The organism is Clostridium cibarium, from assembly GCF_014836335.1.
In the GTDB taxonomy this organism is placed as follows: domain Bacteria; phylum Bacillota; class Clostridia; order Clostridiales; family Clostridiaceae; genus Clostridium; species Clostridium cibarium.
In genome coordinates this window covers 1-15,530 of sequence record NZ_JACSRA010000005.1, presented here as the reverse complement: position 1 = coordinate 15,530, position 15,530 = coordinate 1, and the positions used below count along the sequence as shown (strand labels likewise).

Genomic DNA, 15,530 nt, shown 5'->3' with positions numbered 1-15,530 from the left:
TTATACTATCTGTTATCTAAAGCTTCTTTAAGAGTGTGCCAAGCAAGAACTGCACATTTAACTCTAGCAGGCATATTAGAAATGTTTTTAAAAGCCATAGCATCTTCTAATGCATATAATTCTTCATCATCTATAATTTCTCTTTTAATCATTCCAATAAAGGTTTCAGTAAGTTTTAAGGCTTCTTCTATAGGTTTTCCTTTAATTAAATCTATCATAATAGAAGTAGATGCTTGAGATATAGCACATCCTTGACCTGTAAAAGCTAAGTCTTCTATAATATCTTCTTTTAATTTAAGCTCTAAAGTTATTTCGTCTCCACAACTTGGGTTATGACCTTTTTCATGAATATTTGGATTTTCTAATTTCCTCTTATTATGCTTTGATGTGCTGTGTTCCATTATCAATTCTGTATAAATTGAGTTTAAATCCATAATAAATTACCTCCATTTTGAAAACATTGTATATGTTTTTTCTATTGCTTCAATTAATTTGTCTACATCTTCTTTTGTATTATATAAATAGAAGCTAGCTCTGCAAGTTGCATTAATGTCCATAAATCTCATTAGGGGTTGAGCACAGTGGTTGCCTGACCTTATTGCAACATTATGGCTATCAAAAACTGAGGCAACATCATGGGGATGAACACCTTCTATATCAAAGGAAATAACACCACTTCTGTGATCTATATTTTTAGGGCCATATACTTTTACATATGGAAGAGCGTTAAGTTTTTCTAAGGCATATACTATTAATTCATGTTCTATTTCAGAAATTTTATCCATACCTATTTCATTTAAATAATCAATAGCTGCACCTAGGGCTACAGCACCTTCTACATTTTGAGTTCCACCTTCAAATTTAGCAGGAAGCTCAGCGTAGGTTGTTTCTTGTTCATAGACATATTCAATCATATCTCCACCAACTATATATGGAGGCATATTTTGGAGCAGTTCTTTCTTACCATATACTACTCCAAGTCCCATTGAACCTAGAAGTTTATGAGCTGAAAATACTAAAAAATCTGCATCTAAATCTCTAACACTTACTTTCATGTGAGGTATACTTTGAGCTCCATCAACTATAACTTTAGCCCCCATAGAGTGTGCATAATCAATAATATTTTTAACTGGATTTATTGTGCCAAGGGCGTTAGATACATGGGTTATGCTAACTAATTTAGTTTTAGGGGTTATTTTATTTTTGATTTCATCTTTTGTAATTTCACCATCTTCATTTACGTACATGTATTTTAAAATTGCTTTTTTAGCTCTTGCAACAAGTTGCCATGGTATAAGATTAGAATGATGTTCTGCAATTGAAATAACAATTTCATCACCTTCATTTATATTGCTCATGCCATAGGAGGAGGAGAGGAGATTAAAACCTTCAGTGGCATTTTTGGTGAAAATAATTTCTTTTGAAAATTCTGCATCTATGAAATCTCTAACCTTTTTTCTAGCATCATCATAAGCTTTTGTAGCATCAATGCTAAGTTTATATGCACCTCTATGAGGGTTTGCATTGTTAGTTTTATAATAATTTTCTATAGATTCTATAACCTGAGTTGGTTTTTGTGTTGTTGCAGCACTATCTAAATAAATTAGTCTTTCCCCATTTGCATCAGCATGTAAAACAGGGAAGTCTTCTAAAAAGTTTTTATTACTCATTTTTCAAACTCCTGTTCACTTGTTCTAAGATTTCTTCAATGATATTTGGGTCACTGATTTTATCTATTATAGGGTTAAAGGCTGCTCTAACTATTATAATTTTTGCTTCATCATAGCTAAGTCCTCTAGACATTAAATAGAATAATTTATTTTCATCTATTCTTCCTGAAGATGCGGAATGTTCTCCAGAAACATCATCTTCTCCACATAATAGTATTGGCATTGCTTTGGCTTTAGCTTCCTTTGAAAGCAACATGCAATATTCATCTTCTGAACCTACACTTTTTGATGATCCACGTTTAAAATCTATTGTTCCTTTAAAGGCTTTCTTTGCTTCACCTTGTAAGGCTCCTTTAACATTCATATTTGATTTACTATTTATTCCTGTGTGGGTAACAATATAGTTTATATCTATAACTTTTTTGTTTCCTCCTAAATAGATGGAATCTATATTTGAAGTTGAAGAATCAGCTTTTAAATCAGCATGATAATTAGTAATGCTATACTTACTTCCAAGGTCTATTGAAACAAAGTCAGCTGTGCTTAAAGAGTCCACATCAGAGACATTTGAGTCAAAATGTATTATATTATCATTTAATAAATTAACTTTAACAAGTTTAATATTACTGTTTTTCATAGAGTATACTGTGCAAATTCCGTTATGATACCCATCTGAGTTATCTAAAGATTTATATTTTACTATAATTTCTGCCTTTGAATTTTCTTTGCCAAGGATAATTAAGTTATCTATTAAGGTTTTATTATCCTTATCAAAGTCAAATTCTAAAATTATTGGCTCTTTAATACTCTCACTTATTGTTATTAAGTAGCCATTATTAAAGTGTTCATTACCTTGCTTTATAAGTTCTTCACTTACACCATATATAAATTCTTTATATATAGGAAAGAGATTATTATTCTTTAGTTTTTGAATATTAACTCCATTAACCTCACCTTTAATAGTTACATTGTTAAATTCTTTGATTTCTTCTATATTTAATTTTCCGAGGCTTATATCATTAATGTTAAGCCAGGATTTTGTCCTTACGGGAGTCTTATTTAAATTATCAAAATTTATAGCTTCCATTAATATCACCTACCCAATACTTCCTTCTAATTCTATATTGATTAAATTATTCATTTCAACTGCATATTCTAAAGGTAATTCCTTCGATATAGGTTCAACAAAGCCTCTTACAATCATTGACTTAGCTTCATCTTCGCTTATACCTCTAGACATTAAGTAGAAAATAGATTCATCGCTTATTCTTCCTATTTTAGCTTCATGTCCTATTTCTACATCATCATTTAATAAATCTATAACAGGAATAGTGTCTGATTTAGATTTATTGTCTAGCATTAAAGATTCACAAGACACCATAGATTTGGAGTTATAAGCATTTGAGTTAACCTTTAGAACACCTCTATAAGTAGCTTTCCCACCATTTCTTGAAATTGATTTTGAGTTTATTGTGGATGAAGTATTTGGAGCAGCGTGTATAATTTTGGCTCCTGTATCTAAGTCTTGTCCTTTACCTGCAAAAGATACTCCTGTAAATTCTGCTCTTGCACCTTCACCTTTTAATATGCTCATTGGATATAACATTGAAATTTGTGAACCAAAGGAACCTGAAATCCATTCAATAGTTCCATTCTTTTCAACTATTGCTCTTTTAGTATTTAAGTTAAGCATGTTTTTTGACCAGTTTTCGATTGTACTATATCTAAGGGTTGCTCCTTCTTTAACATAAAGTTCAACACAACCTGCATGAAGATTAGTTACACTATATTTTGGGGCTGAACAGCCTTCTATAAAATGAAGTTTTGCTCCTTCATCTACAATTATTAAGGTATGCTCAAATTGTCCTGCACCTGGGGAATTTAATCTGAAATATGATTGGAGGGGGATATCAACATTAACACCTTTAGGTACATATACAAATGAGCCACCAGACCATACAGCCCCGTGAAGTGCAACAAATTTATGGTCATTTGGAGTTACGCATTTCATAAAATATTCTTTAACTATATCTTCATGCTCTTTAAGAGCTGTTTCCATGTCAGTATAAATAACACCTTGTTTAACTAAATCTTCTTTTATACTATGGTAAACAACCTCAGAATCGTATTGAGCTCCAACACCGGCAAGGGCACTCTTTTCTGCTTCTGGAATTCCTAAAAGATCAAAGGTTTTCTTTATATCTTTAGGTACTTCATCCCATGACCCAACTAAATTACTTTTTGGACGTACATAAGTTATTATGTTATCCATATCTAATTCTTCTAAAGATGGACCCCAAGATGGAAGAGTAAGTTTGTTATATATTTCTAAAGATTTTAATCTGAATTCTCTCATCCACTCAGCTTCATTTTTTTCTTTTGAAATAGTTTCTATTATTTCTTTAGTCAATCCTTTCTTAGACTTAAAGCTAAAACTATCTTCATTTTTTATATCATATATTCCTCTATCCATTTCATCTATATAGGTCTTTTTCCTATTTTCCATTTAAATTCACCACCTTTAAACTGCTAAGTTTTCTTTAAAAGATTCGTAGCCTTTCTCTTCAATTTCTTTAGCTAAGTTGCCATCACCAGTTTTAACGATTCTTCCATCAACTAAGACATGAACGTAATCTGGTTTTAAATTTTCTAATATCTTAGTGTTGTGAGTTATGATTAAAACTCCATTTTCTTCATTTGAGAACATTTCTATTCCTTTAGAAACAATTCTTATGGCATCAACATCTAGTCCTGAATCAGATTCATCTAAGATAGCAAGTTTAGGCGCTAGAGTAAGCATTTGTAGTATTTCATTTTTCTTTTTTTCGCCACCTGAGAATCCTACATTTAGATACCTCTTTGCATAGCTTTCATCCATTTTTAATTCTTTCATATTCTTTTTTAAGTCTAGATCAAATTTGAAATGTTTTAATACAGTTCCATCGTTTGATCTTTTAGCATATTTTAAAAAGTTCTCTACAGTTATTCCTGGAATTTCTTCAGGATATTGAAATGATAAGAATAATCCTCTTTTAGCTCTTTCATCAGTTTTTAAATCATTTATGTTTTCGCCATCAAATTCTATATCACCATTTAATCTTTTATATTTTGGATTATTCATTAGTGCATTAGCAAGAGTAGACTTACCAGCTCCATTAGGACCCATTATTACATGGATTTCTCCTTTGTTGATTTCAAGATTTAATCCTTTTAATATTTCTTTTTTATCTGCTTCTATCTTTAAGTTGTTTACTTTTAATAAACTATTACTCATTAAAAATCACCTCAAATATTTTTTGATTTATATAATATTAAGTTCAAAATTAAATGTGTATTTTAAATACACTTTTATATTAGCACAGGAAATTTTAATGTGCAATATAAATGAACATTTTATTTGTTAAAATTTCTAAAGCATATTAATTAATTGTTTTTCTGCTATAATAAATAATAATTAATAGATATAAGGGAAGTGAAAATATGAACTTGTCTAAGTTTTCGGATTATGCTTTTAGAATTTTAATATACTTAGCAGAAAATCAATATAAATTATGCACAGTAGAAGAATTGGCTTCAAGCCTTGAAGTATCAGAACATCATGTAAAGAAAATCGTTCATAGGTTAGCAAAAACGGAATATATAGTATCTTCTAAAGGAAGAAATGGTGGGTTAAAGCTTGGGATGGAGCCTAAGGATATAAATTTAGGAAAGATTTTAGTTATTACTGAAGAAAAATTAAATTTATTAGAATGTTTTTCTAGTGCAAGGCATGAATGTAATTATTTTGATTGTAAGTTTAAAGCTATATTAGGAGATGCATTAACTGCTTTTATAGATGAAGTTAGTAAATATACTCTTCAAGATATTTTATAAGTTTCAATTGAATTGGCCAGAGAATACCAAAATTAAGGGAGGGTGAATAATTAATGAAAAGAGATAAAGTTGATAAAGGATTTGAGGCTTTGTATTTTAATTTAAGTTATAGGAGAAAATTCAAAAGAACTTTATGGACATTACCTTTTGTGATTGTTATGTTACTATTTATTTTGTTAAGTGGAGGTAATATAAGTAGAAATCTACTTATTTCTGCATTTGTTATTATAGGAGTTTTGGTGCAATTAATTTATACGTATTTAATGTGGAAAAGAGAAGAATAGATGAAAAAGTATGAAAAGTTAGTGAGAGATAAAATCCCAGAAATAATAAAGAAGAGTGGAAGAGAGTGTGAATTTATAATTGCACCAGAAAAGGAAAGATATGATCTTTTAGAAGCGAAATTACAGGAAGAAGTAGAAGAATTTTTAGAAGATAAAAATTTAGAAGAATTAGCTGATGTAATGGAAGTTCTATTTGGACTTGCTAATGCTTTGGGGTTTAGTGAAGAGGAACTTTTAAAAGCTAGAGCAAATAAAAATGAGGAACGTGGGGGATTTAAAGAAGGAATAGTATTAAAGTCTGTTAGATAGAGATATAAATTGAGATTAGAATTCTATTTAGTTTTATACTCCTTCATAGGAAATTATGTACAATAAACTCATATTGTGGTATAATTCAAAAAGACATTAAGTGAGTTGAATCTGTGGGAGATTAATTTACTTAAATTATTATTTAATGCAAGCGATAAAAAATATTATATTTTTACATGGGTTAATACTTTTTAGTATTAACCCATTTTTTTTATGAGCAATTTTAAGGCAGGTGATCTTATGTTTTATGAAATAAGTGACTTATTTTATACATCAGCATATGAGAGTAAACGAGATAATTACAAGAGAAAAATGAAGAAGTTAGAAAGTTATAAAAGTGAGTTAGATAGAGCAATAAGTGAGTGTGATCAAGTTGTTAGTAATTTCTATCAAGTCTATGATGAAGATAGTAATCTTTATGGTGAGGCTGTGGACTTATTTTTTGAAAGATCAAAGGAACTAAAGAACAAAATTGATAATTATAGGGAACATCTAAGATATGTTAGCAGCGAAATAGCTAGCAAAATAGATAAGTCCAGGGAATTATATGATTATTATGTAGATAAGTGTGAAGAGGAAGATAGAGAGCTTAAGAAAAAGTGGAAGGAGAAATATGATTGATGCAGTACAGAGCAAAATCAAGTATGGATTCAGATATAGAGAAAGTTAAAAAAGCCCATGAATTATTAGTAGAGTCAGATAGTGCATTAAGTGAGTTAGTTTCTAGTATTAGGGGAGATCAGTTTAATTGGAGTGGTAAGAATAAGGAAGCTGTAATTAGTTTATTAGACCTTTGCAGCGAACTTAGTAAAAATCTTATACCAGTAGCAGAAAAGAATTGTAATTCAATGGAGAAATTCTATGAAAAAGCTAGTGATTTCATGAGTAGTTCAGAAATAATTAGCCCATGGAGGTAAGAACATGATTTCAGTAAATGAACTATATTATCTAAATAGAGCATTAGATGGTAAAAACATCTATGGGATTACACCTTATAATGGTGAGAAGTTAGAACTGTTTGGTGCATCAAAAATAAAAGAAAACCTAATAAAAGAAAAGATACTTAATAAAGATGGTTCTATTAATGATCTATCTTTTCTTATACTTAGAAATCTAGAGAAATATAAAAAAGCTAAAGATTATATTTGGATAAATGATTTAGTTATGGCTATGGATAAAAGTAATTTTCTAATATATTTCAAGCCAGAAGAGGATGGTAGAGTGTTATTTAAGAAGACAACTAAAGAAGCCATGATATTTAATATAGTAAAACAATACGAATTTCTATGGGGAAACAAAGAAGAGGTGGAACATTCAATAGATATTCCTATAAAGAATTTTTTCCAAGATAAAGGGCTGGTCAAAGATAGTAAAGATATTTTATACATTCAAAAAGTGAATAAAGGAAAGATCATTTCAAGTAATGCTTACTACATTGAGGAGAACAATTTATTTAAATATGATTTTTTAAAAGAGAAAGCAATCATTGTTAATCCATTGGAAGTAAGAAAAGAAATACTAAAGCTATATAACATGGAGGTGAGTTAGAGAGATGGCAGATCACATAGAAGTAGGCAATGACTTGTTTATAGTTATAAATAAAATTATGATTATAGCTCAAAGTTATAATGATGCTCTTCAAATGTATGATGAAGGGATGAAGAGTTTTTTAGATGGAGGAAATGGCTATCTTGGAAAGACTAAAGAAAATTTAGAGCAGTTTAATAACGGTTTAAATGGACAATTAGTTAGTTTAGTTAATTACCTTCAAATTACAGCTTCATATGTTTATAGTATATTACAAAAATTTGCAGAAGAAGATGAAAAATTAGCTCAAGTCTTGAAAATGATAGCAGAGGAGAGAAAATAATGAGGGATTTTTCAATAGATGAACAAATAAGTTCAAGATGTTCAAATGCTGAATATGCTTTAAATAATTGTGGTAGAAATTTATATGAGGCAAATAGAGTAGCAAAAGAAGCAGTAGAATTATTAATAGTGATGGTGGACTTGGATACATAGATTATTCTCCTCTCGATAATGAGATTAATGAACTTTTTAATTGGTCTCAAAGGTATACAGTTTTTAAAGGGCTGTGCGGATACTATGATAGCAGTGTCGACAGTGACTTTTTCTCAGAGCAGGAAGATGCCTTGGAAGACTTGGGACTTATAAGGATTGAAGATATATCTGTAAAAAATAACTTAGGAATAGAAGAATCTGGAGTAACAGAAGAAGGTTATGAATACACAAGAGAAAAGGCAGGGTTAACTTTTCAAGATTTACTTACGTACGAAGGCGTATCAGATGTTATGAAAAAGCAATATGAAGAATACAAGGAAAATGCTAAAAATAATAATGAAGAATATATCGATGAGTATGGTAAGTATCTAAAACAAACTATAGAAGGTGCAGATGTAACTTATGAAAAGGCATGGGAAAAGTGGGTATCCCTTGGTCTTGATGTAATCCCAATAGTAGGAGATGCTAAGGGATTGGTTGAAGCTGTTATAGGAATGGATTTAATAACCCAAAGAAAGTTATCAGATGCAGAGAGAGCTTTAAGTGCATTGTCAGCAATACCTCTAGTAGGAGATGGAGCTGTGCTAATAAAGGTAGGAAGTAAATATGGTGCTAAGGAATTACTTAAGGTTTCGGGAAAGGAACTTATAAGAAATGTAGGCGCCATGGGGACAGGCTATATTTCTATGGAAGCAGCAGAAAAAGCAGGATTGCCACCATGGGTAGGGCTACTTGCCTACCAGGGAACTAGAATTAGTGCTATGGGAGTATCGAAATATGGCGGTACAGTTTCTGCTAGAGTTAAGGGAGTTGAAAGTGGTGGCTTTTTAGACAACATGAGGATAGAAACTCCAGATGCTTATAAAACTTTTATGAAGAACCTACAAGAAGGAACTAAGGACAAAAGCTTAAGATTAAGCAGCCTTGGAGCAGGAGAATTTGAAAGGATTTATAGAAGTAACGAGAACTTGAGAAAGATAGTAACTGAGGTTGATAATCTTGGGTTAACTGCTGAGGAATCGAAGAGAGTTAGGGCTATTTTAGATAGTGGAGATAAGGAAACTATAGAAAACTTAGCGCAAGTTGTTGTAAAATATAAGGGAGATAAGGACAGGATTCTTGGGTTTGTTGATGCGAAGGGTGCAAGGATTGCTGTAATAGGTAAAACTGGTGAAGGAATACCTTTAGAAGAAGTAAAGCCATATGTACTTAAACAGATATATCCTGATGATAATGGGGCATATGGGTATTTGCCAAATGAAGGCACTGCATATCATAAACCAGAATATGATTTTACTGATGTAGATTGGGCAAAAGGAATGCAAAATGTTAGAAGGGATTATCTTGAAGCATCTAAACAATTAGAAATTGATATTGAGAGAATGTCTTCAGAAGGATTTTCTAAAGAAGATATAGCAAAACATGTTGTTGATGCACGTAATCAACAGAAAGTTACAGCTAGAGCAAATATGAGAGTAGAAGAGAGAGCAGGATTAGAAGCTAGAAATATTAAAAAGTATGGGAATCCAATAGGACCGACTGTTGAAGGTATGTTTAATAGGATGAAAGAAAACTATATAGATAAAGGGATGTTTACATCTGATGAACAAATATGGGAAATTATAATTCAAAAGTCAATGGTAAAAGATGATGTAATAAATACATTATTAGGATTAATACATTAGGAGGGATTAGTATTGATTATATTAAGGAATTATTCTAAGATAGATACTTGCATTCAAATAGATAATTTAAGATATACAGTAGTTGAAAAAACAGGTGATATACGTCAAGGTGTAGGTGGATTTAGTGAGGATGGTGAACTATTAGGGTTATATATTGATGATGATAAATTGTATTTTCAATATAATGATAAGAGTTATGAAACTAAGCCAGATGAAATAAATTGCACAAATGAAATGTTAGAAGATGGTAGGCGTGATTTTAGAGTGAAAATAAAGGGAATCCTTGTTTGTAATATTAAATATAAACCATATATAAGTCCATTTGTTTTGACCTTCGGAGATGATGAAGATGAATTTGATTTTTTACTTTATTTAAGTAATTTAATGACAGATGAAAATTCTATTATAAATTTTATTAAGGGCATAAACAATTTAAATCAATATTACTCAAATAGCTAAGAAAGAGAAGTTCTATTTTTGTAAATAGTTTTTATAGAGCAATGAGAAGTTGAAATGAATCAGCTGAAATTAAGTAGGCTGATTTATTAATTTTAGCATCTAAATCAATATATACAATTGATACAGAAGCATTAGTAACAAGAAGCTATGGTGGAACAACAATCGATGATGTAAATACGGCTCAAATGTTCTAGGACTTAATGAAAATAATGCATGGAAATTCTCAATATTGTTTTTTAGATGATGGTTTTGTAATTTATGAAGTATCAAGAGGGAGTGAAACAGAAAAAATTGTTGCTATTAGATATAGTAATCAATGGTGGAAGATGAGATAGATGAAGGGAAATGGACAATTTGCTGTATATAAAGGGATAGAATATAAATGTTGTTTTGAAAATAATGGAGTGGTTTGTCTATTAAGTGAAATACCAACAGAAGGCTTTGTTGATTTTATGGGAACTTATTCTAAAGATGTTGTGAGAGAAGAGTGTTCTAAAATATACAAAAAGACATTGTGTTTCAAATATAATAATGATAGGTTTCTTATTAGAAAAGAAGATAATGATAAGGTTTTACTTGAAACAGGACCAAGATCTTATGATTTAATTAGCTTAGGATTTGAGCGTGTTCTTAAGGATACATTCCAAAAGTGGGTATCATTGAGTGAAGGCGAAAAATATTGGGCAGTTTATGATTATAAGGTTTGATTTCAATTAAATTAAATGATAGTAATTATAAATATGAAGGATTTAGAGAATAGCATTGAAATTGTGAAGAGCTTAATCTGATAGATGGAGCTGAATTTCATGAAGTAGTTGACGGGATCGATAAGATAGTTGGAATATTTGACGATGATATTGTTAAATTTATGCCAATGAAATAAGGAGGAAGCAATGATTAAAAATGGTAACTTTTGTTTGATTAATAGTATTGAGTATGAATTTAGTAGTGATATGAAAGGCAATTGTAAAATACGTACTATAGATAAATCAAAGATAGATGAAAGTTTTACAGATAAATATAATTGCGGTATATTTACCAAAAAGGTAAATAGAAGTGATATACAAGAAATTTATAGTTGCAATACAATTGCAAAGATAGGAAACGTAAGTGTACATGTTGATAAAGAATTAGATAATTCATATCTTGTTGGAACAGGTAGTCCTGAAGTAGCAAAACAATTAGGATTACATATGGTTGATAAATATTATTATGAAGGGGAAATTCCTAAAAAAGATGCAATTATCAGTATTGAAAAAACAGAAATATATTAGGTAAATAAATTTATTAAGAGTTAGCGTAAAAAATGTTAACTCTTTTTTCTTGTTTTTTAAAAATAAATATCCCAACAAATAGACGTAATAATTTTGGGTTAAGCGGCTAAGGAAAAAGACTTAGAGCTGTTTTAGATAGTGGAGATAAGGAAAGTATATCTAAAAAATCACAATTGCTGTAAAATATAAGGGAGATAAGGACAGGATTCTTGGGTTTGCTTATGAGGCAGCAGGTGATATTAAGGTGATTAGTATACCTAATGCAAAAGAAATAATTTCTGAAAGAGTTACTGGATTAGATTTAAATGAACATCCGTTAACTAATAAGCAGTTAAGTTCAAAGAAAATGTCAGAAATTAAAAGTAAAATAGATAATAGAACAGCAACTAAAGCAGAATATGAAGCATATAAGTGGAATAAAAGATTTTCAGTTAGAAGACGTGAAGGGGTTAAACAATTCTGGAATCAAGAAAGGGAAAGAATAATAAATGGAGAAAGCACTACGCGTAATTGGACAACAGAACAAATTGAAAATATTCTAAATGGTAGAACTCCTAAATATGATGGGAAGTCTATTCAAGGACATCATTCGTATAGTGCATCAAAATATCCTCATTTAGCAGATAGAGGTGAAATAATATATCCAGTTACGACAAATGAACATTTAAATGGATGGCATGGAGGAAATTTTAAAAATAGCAGACCTGGAGAGCCTATAATTGATAGAAATGATTTTTAATAGGAGGGAAATAAGTGGATAATATAGGAATTAAAATAAAAAGCAATGATAAAATAGCAAAATGTATTAGTAGTATAAGAAAATATACCAATTTATCAATAGGTGAGATTAAAGATAAAATAACTAATAATGAGTATGTAATGGTATGTGGGTACACAGATGAAGATGGAATAAAAAAAATAGTAAAAGCATATAAAGAAATTATAAGTTTAGGAGTTAATGTGGAGATATACGAACATGATAGAGTTACTACAATAGATTTTCTAATGAACTTAATAGATATGTATGGTGATATTGCAAGAGATATGCAAGAAATAGATGATTTAATGTATGATGAGGACTAATAGTTACTATGAGCAAACAATTTGATAAAGGCGATATGCGATGAGTATAATATGAATAAGATTTAATGAATCAGCTGAAATTTAAGTAGGCTGGTTCATTATTTTTTAGTAGCTAATACATTCTATAAATGTATGATTCAAAAAATATATAAAAAGCAGAGATAACATATAAGAATATTTAAAAATAAAGTTCCTACATATAGACATATATAAGCAAGTTTATAATGTAGAAACTTTATTATATTTTAGCCTATGTAAAGAGTTAAAGCGATAGGAAATGTCTATTTGTTATTAAGATAATTATAAATTAGTTTGGCAGGTGGAAGAGTCAAATCAGTAAGAATATGGGATACTGATATAATTTCACGAACAGGTAAATCTGCCATTGGTGCTAAAGCATGTTCAAATAGTAGTAAACGTCCAGGGCCAGTCCATGCTTCTTTTATTTTAATCTCTGTAATTTCCGCAGAAACAAGTTCACAAATTCTTGGCTTTCCATCATAACCTGGGATTATTTTTAGCATAAAATTTGGTTTGCAAATTTGTTTTTTTGCTTCATCAAAATCAAGGGGTTTATGCTTATAACCCATTGTTGCAATTGCAATTTGTAAAGAACCATATTTTAACGAGCCTACCAAAGTATCTGAATCAACAAATAATTTTGGTGAACCAAGTTTTTTGGGATAAGCGCTCATTTCCCTACCTACAGCAATAGCAGGTTCATTATCTAGGTACATGCAATGAAGATAATCACCTTTCTGACCATTAAATGTCACCGGTATTGCTTGACCGCATTCTGTATATGAACCAAGTCCTGTAGTATCTGGCATTGCCATCATTTCAAATTTAACTAAGGGTTCTTCTATTTTTAATGGTTCAGGTACTATCTTTTTTAATGCTTCTAAATCGGTTCGATATATAATGTTTAAATATTCACGATTGTGAAATTTGTATGGACCTGTAGGAAACGCTGGAGCTCCTAGTGGGGTAGTAATTTGTTTTAATACTTCAGATTCTAACATATATGATCCATCCTTTCTTTATTAGTTAAATTAAGCATGTTTCTCCGTAGAGGTATAAATATAATAGTTAGTCAACATTACTTTTACATACTCTGGAATAATTAATTCTGCTTCTGTTAAAGATTGAACTTCATTAATAGTCGTTTCTTTATTAATTTCTTTTAGTAAAAGCCCTCTATCTGTAACTTCAATTACACAAAGTTCAGTAACTATTAAATTAACCTTTGATTTTGCAGTAAGTGGAAGCCTACACTTTTTTAGAATTTTAGGTTTTCCTTTACCAGTATGCTGCATCGCAACAATTACTTTCTTTGATCCTGTTACAAGATCCATAGCACCGCCCATTCCGGGAACTAGTTTACTTGGGATAATCCAATTTGATAAATTTCCGTGTTCATCAACTTCTAAGGCACCAAGTACAGTAACGTCAACATGACCTCCTCTGATTAGAGAAAAAGATGTTGAGCTATCTATAAATGAACCAGATTGTACTATCGTTGTATATTGTCCGCCAGCATCTGTGATATCATTGTCTTCGTTTCCTGGTGCTGGGGCGGAGCCCATTCCAACTATTCCGTTTTCAGATTCAATGAAAATTTCTTTGTCAGCTGGTATATAGTTAGCCACTAAAGTAGGAATACCAATTCCTAGATTTACAAGTTGTCCGGATTCTAATTCTTCAGCTACTCTTTTTGCTATAATTTCTTTTGCTAATTTTTTATCATTAATCATTTAGAATTCCTCCTTTTTAACAATATAATCAACTAGTGGAGCAGGGGTCATAATTATTTCAGGATTCAAAGTGCCGCTTTTTACAAGCTTTTCAGCTTCAACAACTACTTTGTCACAAGCCATTGCAATATAAGGGTTAAAGTTTTTGGTTGTTCCTTTATAAAATGTATTTCCACTTTCGTCTACTATACTTCCTTTTACTAAAGCTAGATCAGCTTTTAAAGGAGTTTCTAGCAAATACTCTTTTCCATTAACTGAAATTTTCTCTTTTCCATTTTCAACGATTGTACCAAGACCAGTTTGAGTTAATACGCCACCAAGTCCAGATCCAGCTGCACGTATTCTTTCAATAAGTGTACCTTGAGGGGAAAGTTCCACTTCAATTTCTTTTGATAACATCTTGTTTCCGGTTTCTGGATTCGTACCTATATGGGAAGCGATAACTTTTTTTACTTGATTATTTACAATTAACTTGCCTATTCCTCGATCAGGGAAACTAGTATCATTACAAATTATGGTTAAATCTTTTACATTTAAGTCAACTAATAAGTCGACTATGTCATCAGGAGTTCCACAGTCTAGAAAACCACCAATCATGATGCTCATTCCATCTTTAAAAATAGGTTTTAAATCATTGGGTTTAAATAGCTTATTCATGAGTACCTCCAATATATATTATTTTTTTATCCGGATAATTGTTATTAACTAGTATATTTGTATTATAATCCTTTTTGTGAATGAAATGTAATTTTTGAACAAAAAAGTTAGCTTTATTAAAATTAATGGTTTACTATATGTGAAATAATGTGATAAATTCATATAATTGGTTTTGGTTCAACAAAATAGCTAATAAAATAAAAATATGGACATAAACGCTTCAAAAATTATATTTGTGCAGTATAATTGGTATGGAAAATCCGCCTTAATTAGACAAAAAACCTTAATTATATAATGATATAGATAAAAATAATTAAGTATCTATACATAAAAATTGTACCTATAGATGGGTACAATTGAGATTTTTATATTCTTTTAAAAGAAATATTATTTATATTCTGACAATTTTTTGGGTTTAATCTTTTTTACTGCTATTTGTTAAAAAAATATCTATCTTATC

Annotated in this window: 23 protein-coding genes; 15 read left to right on the top strand and 8 right to left on the bottom strand. The window is 30.2% G+C overall.

Going from position 1 to position 15,530, the window contains the following annotated elements:
* Positions 1-5 precede the first annotated feature (5 nt).
* Genes sufU through sufC form a run of 5 tightly spaced genes read right to left on the bottom strand, consistent with a single transcriptional unit; the run spans position 6 to position 4,944 of the window.
* Positions 6-434 carry a Fe-S cluster assembly sulfur transfer protein SufU gene (gene sufU, locus H9661_RS04260; RefSeq protein ID WP_143315499.1) on the bottom strand — a complete coding sequence of 143 codons (429 nt, stop codon included), beginning with the start codon at positions 432-434 and terminating at the stop codon, positions 6-8.
* A gap of 6 nt (positions 435-440) precedes the next feature.
* A complete protein-coding gene (locus H9661_RS04255; RefSeq protein ID WP_191767791.1) occupies positions 441-1,670 on the bottom strand; it encodes a cysteine desulfurase in 1,230 nt (409 codons plus the stop codon).
* Positions 1,663-2,757: a Fe-S cluster assembly protein SufD gene (gene sufD / locus H9661_RS04250; protein WP_191767790.1), complete on the bottom strand. Its 1,095-nt coding sequence runs from the start codon at positions 2,755-2,757 to the stop codon at positions 1,663-1,665. The genes H9661_RS04255 and sufD overlap by 8 nt, the downstream gene beginning before the upstream one ends.
* A 9-nt stretch (positions 2,758-2,766) precedes the next feature.
* Positions 2,767-4,176, bottom strand: coding sequence for a Fe-S cluster assembly protein SufB (gene sufB / locus H9661_RS04245; protein ID WP_191767789.1), 1,410 nt, complete (start codon positions 4,174-4,176; stop codon positions 2,767-2,769).
* A gap of 15 nt (positions 4,177-4,191) precedes the next feature.
* Entirely contained in the window at positions 4,192-4,944 is a 753-nt protein-coding gene (sufC, locus tag H9661_RS04240; protein WP_191767788.1) for a Fe-S cluster assembly ATPase SufC, read from the bottom strand.
* Between the two features lie 206 nt (positions 4,945-5,150).
* Here sufC and H9661_RS04235 point away from each other — a divergent pair, with 206 nt between their 5' ends.
* The 15 genes from H9661_RS04235 to H9661_RS04170 all read left to right on the top strand — a co-directional run bounded on the left by H9661_RS04235 (position 5,151) and on the right by H9661_RS04170 (position 12,659).
* Positions 5,151-5,543, top strand: a complete 393-nt coding sequence (locus H9661_RS04235) for an RrF2 family transcriptional regulator (protein WP_191767787.1) — start codon at positions 5,151-5,153, stop codon at positions 5,541-5,543.
* A 53-nt stretch (positions 5,544-5,596) separates the two neighbouring features.
* Entirely contained in the window at positions 5,597-5,827 is a 231-nt protein-coding gene (locus tag H9661_RS04230; RefSeq protein ID WP_191767786.1) for a hypothetical protein, read from the top strand.
* Entirely contained in the window at positions 5,828-6,136 is a 309-nt protein-coding gene (locus H9661_RS04225) for a nucleoside triphosphate pyrophosphohydrolase (RefSeq protein ID WP_143315485.1), read from the top strand. It abuts the gene before it with no gap.
* Positions 6,137-6,376: 240 nt separating this feature from the next.
* On the top strand, positions 6,377-6,757 hold the full coding sequence (locus H9661_RS04220; RefSeq protein WP_191767785.1) for a hypothetical protein: 381 nt from the start codon (positions 6,377-6,379) through the stop codon (positions 6,755-6,757).
* Positions 6,757-7,053: a hypothetical protein gene (locus H9661_RS04215; protein ID WP_143315481.1), complete on the top strand. Its 297-nt coding sequence runs from the start codon at positions 6,757-6,759 to the stop codon at positions 7,051-7,053. Before H9661_RS04220 ends, H9661_RS04215 begins: the two co-directional genes overlap by 1 nt.
* Positions 7,054-7,057: 4 nt before the next feature.
* Positions 7,058-7,684 (top strand): DUF5081 family protein, encoded by a 627-nt coding sequence (locus H9661_RS04210; RefSeq protein ID WP_191767784.1) that lies wholly within the window; start codon positions 7,058-7,060, stop codon positions 7,682-7,684.
* A gap of 4 nt (positions 7,685-7,688) precedes the next feature.
* A complete protein-coding gene (locus H9661_RS04205) occupies positions 7,689-8,006 on the top strand; it encodes a hypothetical protein (RefSeq protein ID WP_143315477.1) in 318 nt (105 codons plus the stop codon).
* On the top strand, positions 8,006-8,158 hold the full coding sequence (locus tag H9661_RS04200) for a hypothetical protein (RefSeq protein WP_191767783.1): 153 nt from the start codon (positions 8,006-8,008) through the stop codon (positions 8,156-8,158). Before H9661_RS04205 ends, H9661_RS04200 begins: the two co-directional genes overlap by 1 nt.
* A gap of 131 nt (positions 8,159-8,289) precedes the next feature.
* Positions 8,290-9,843 carry a pre-toxin TG domain-containing protein gene (locus tag H9661_RS04195; RefSeq protein WP_191767782.1) on the top strand — a complete coding sequence of 518 codons (1,554 nt, stop codon included), beginning with the start codon at positions 8,290-8,292 and terminating at the stop codon, positions 9,841-9,843.
* Positions 9,844-9,855: 12 nt separating this feature from the next.
* Positions 9,856-10,302 carry a hypothetical protein gene (locus H9661_RS04190; protein ID WP_143315473.1) on the top strand — a complete coding sequence of 149 codons (447 nt, stop codon included), beginning with the start codon at positions 9,856-9,858 and terminating at the stop codon, positions 10,300-10,302.
* Between the two features lie 200 nt (positions 10,303-10,502).
* Entirely contained in the window at positions 10,503-10,637 is a 135-nt protein-coding gene (locus H9661_RS19825) for a hypothetical protein (protein ID WP_279232038.1), read from the top strand.
* Positions 10,638-11,009: a hypothetical protein gene (locus H9661_RS04185; protein ID WP_143315471.1), complete on the top strand. Its 372-nt coding sequence runs from the start codon at positions 10,638-10,640 to the stop codon at positions 11,007-11,009.
* Positions 11,010-11,195: 186 nt separating this feature from the next.
* The gene (locus H9661_RS04180) at positions 11,196-11,576 is read left to right on the top strand and encodes a hypothetical protein (RefSeq protein ID WP_191767781.1); all 381 of its coding nucleotides are present in this window, start codon (positions 11,196-11,198) and stop codon (positions 11,574-11,576) included.
* A 244-nt stretch (positions 11,577-11,820) separates the two neighbouring features.
* On the top strand, positions 11,821-12,315 hold the full coding sequence (locus H9661_RS04175) for a hypothetical protein (protein ID WP_207729630.1): 495 nt from the start codon (positions 11,821-11,823) through the stop codon (positions 12,313-12,315).
* 14 nt (positions 12,316-12,329) lie between these two features.
* Complete coding sequence (locus tag H9661_RS04170; RefSeq protein ID WP_191767780.1) at positions 12,330-12,659, top strand: hypothetical protein; 330 nt, start codon at positions 12,330-12,332, stop codon at positions 12,657-12,659.
* A gap of 281 nt (positions 12,660-12,940) precedes the next feature.
* Here H9661_RS04170 and adc read toward each other — a convergent pair whose 3' ends face one another.
* Genes adc through H9661_RS04155 form a run of 3 tightly spaced genes read right to left on the bottom strand, consistent with a single transcriptional unit; the run spans position 12,941 to position 15,070 of the window.
* Positions 12,941-13,681, bottom strand: a complete 741-nt coding sequence (gene adc / locus H9661_RS04165) for an acetoacetate decarboxylase (RefSeq protein WP_191767779.1) — start codon at positions 13,679-13,681, stop codon at positions 12,941-12,943.
* Positions 13,682-13,711: 30 nt separating this feature from the next.
* Positions 13,712-14,413, bottom strand: coding sequence for a 3-oxoacid CoA-transferase subunit B (locus H9661_RS04160; RefSeq protein WP_143315461.1), 702 nt, complete (start codon positions 14,411-14,413; stop codon positions 13,712-13,714).
* Entirely contained in the window at positions 14,414-15,070 is a 657-nt protein-coding gene (locus H9661_RS04155; protein ID WP_143315458.1) for a 3-oxoacid CoA-transferase subunit A, read from the bottom strand.
* Positions 15,071-15,530 lie beyond the last annotated feature (460 nt).

Excerpts from the sequence above, each read along its gene's own strand:
- sufC (WP_191767788.1), bottom strand. The coding sequence starts at position 4,944 with ATGAGTAATAGTTTATTAAAAGTAAACAACTTAAAGATAGAAGCAGAT.
- H9661_RS04185 (WP_143315471.1), top strand. The coding sequence starts at position 10,638 with ATGAAGGGAAATGGACAATTTGCTGTATATAAAGGGATAGAATATAAA.
- H9661_RS04205 (WP_143315477.1), top strand. The coding sequence starts at position 7,689 with ATGGCAGATCACATAGAAGTAGGCAATGACTTGTTTATAGTTATAAAT.
- H9661_RS04180 (WP_191767781.1), top strand. The coding sequence starts at position 11,196 with ATGATTAAAAATGGTAACTTTTGTTTGATTAATAGTATTGAGTATGAA.
- H9661_RS04220 (WP_191767785.1), top strand. The coding sequence starts at position 6,377 with ATGTTTTATGAAATAAGTGACTTATTTTATACATCAGCATATGAGAGT.
- H9661_RS19825 (WP_279232038.1), top strand. The coding sequence starts at position 10,503 with ATGAAAATAATGCATGGAAATTCTCAATATTGTTTTTTAGATGATGGT.
- H9661_RS04255 (WP_191767791.1), bottom strand. The coding sequence starts at position 1,670 with ATGAGTAATAAAAACTTTTTAGAAGACTTCCCTGTTTTACATGCTGAT.
- H9661_RS04230 (WP_191767786.1), top strand. The coding sequence starts at position 5,597 with ATGAAAAGAGATAAAGTTGATAAAGGATTTGAGGCTTTGTATTTTAAT.
- adc (WP_191767779.1), bottom strand. The coding sequence starts at position 13,681 with ATGTTAGAATCTGAAGTATTAAAACAAATTACTACCCCACTAGGAGCT.
- H9661_RS04155 (WP_143315458.1), bottom strand. The coding sequence starts at position 15,070 with ATGAATAAGCTATTTAAACCCAATGATTTAAAACCTATTTTTAAAGAT.
- sufB (WP_191767789.1), bottom strand. The coding sequence starts at position 4,176 with ATGGAAAATAGGAAAAAGACCTATATAGATGAAATGGATAGAGGAATA.
- H9661_RS04210 (WP_191767784.1), top strand. The coding sequence starts at position 7,058 with ATGATTTCAGTAAATGAACTATATTATCTAAATAGAGCATTAGATGGT.
- H9661_RS04215 (WP_143315481.1), top strand. The coding sequence starts at position 6,757 with ATGCAGTACAGAGCAAAATCAAGTATGGATTCAGATATAGAGAAAGTT.
- sufU (WP_143315499.1), bottom strand. The coding sequence starts at position 434 with ATGGATTTAAACTCAATTTATACAGAATTGATAATGGAACACAGCACA.
- H9661_RS04235 (WP_191767787.1), top strand. The coding sequence starts at position 5,151 with ATGAACTTGTCTAAGTTTTCGGATTATGCTTTTAGAATTTTAATATAC.
- H9661_RS04160 (WP_143315461.1), bottom strand. The coding sequence starts at position 14,413 with ATGATTAATGATAAAAAATTAGCAAAAGAAATTATAGCAAAAAGAGTA.
- H9661_RS04200 (WP_191767783.1), top strand. The coding sequence starts at position 8,006 with ATGAGGGATTTTTCAATAGATGAACAAATAAGTTCAAGATGTTCAAAT.
- sufD (WP_191767790.1), bottom strand. The coding sequence starts at position 2,757 with ATGGAAGCTATAAATTTTGATAATTTAAATAAGACTCCCGTAAGGACA.
- H9661_RS04225 (WP_143315485.1), top strand. The coding sequence starts at position 5,828 with ATGAAAAAGTATGAAAAGTTAGTGAGAGATAAAATCCCAGAAATAATA.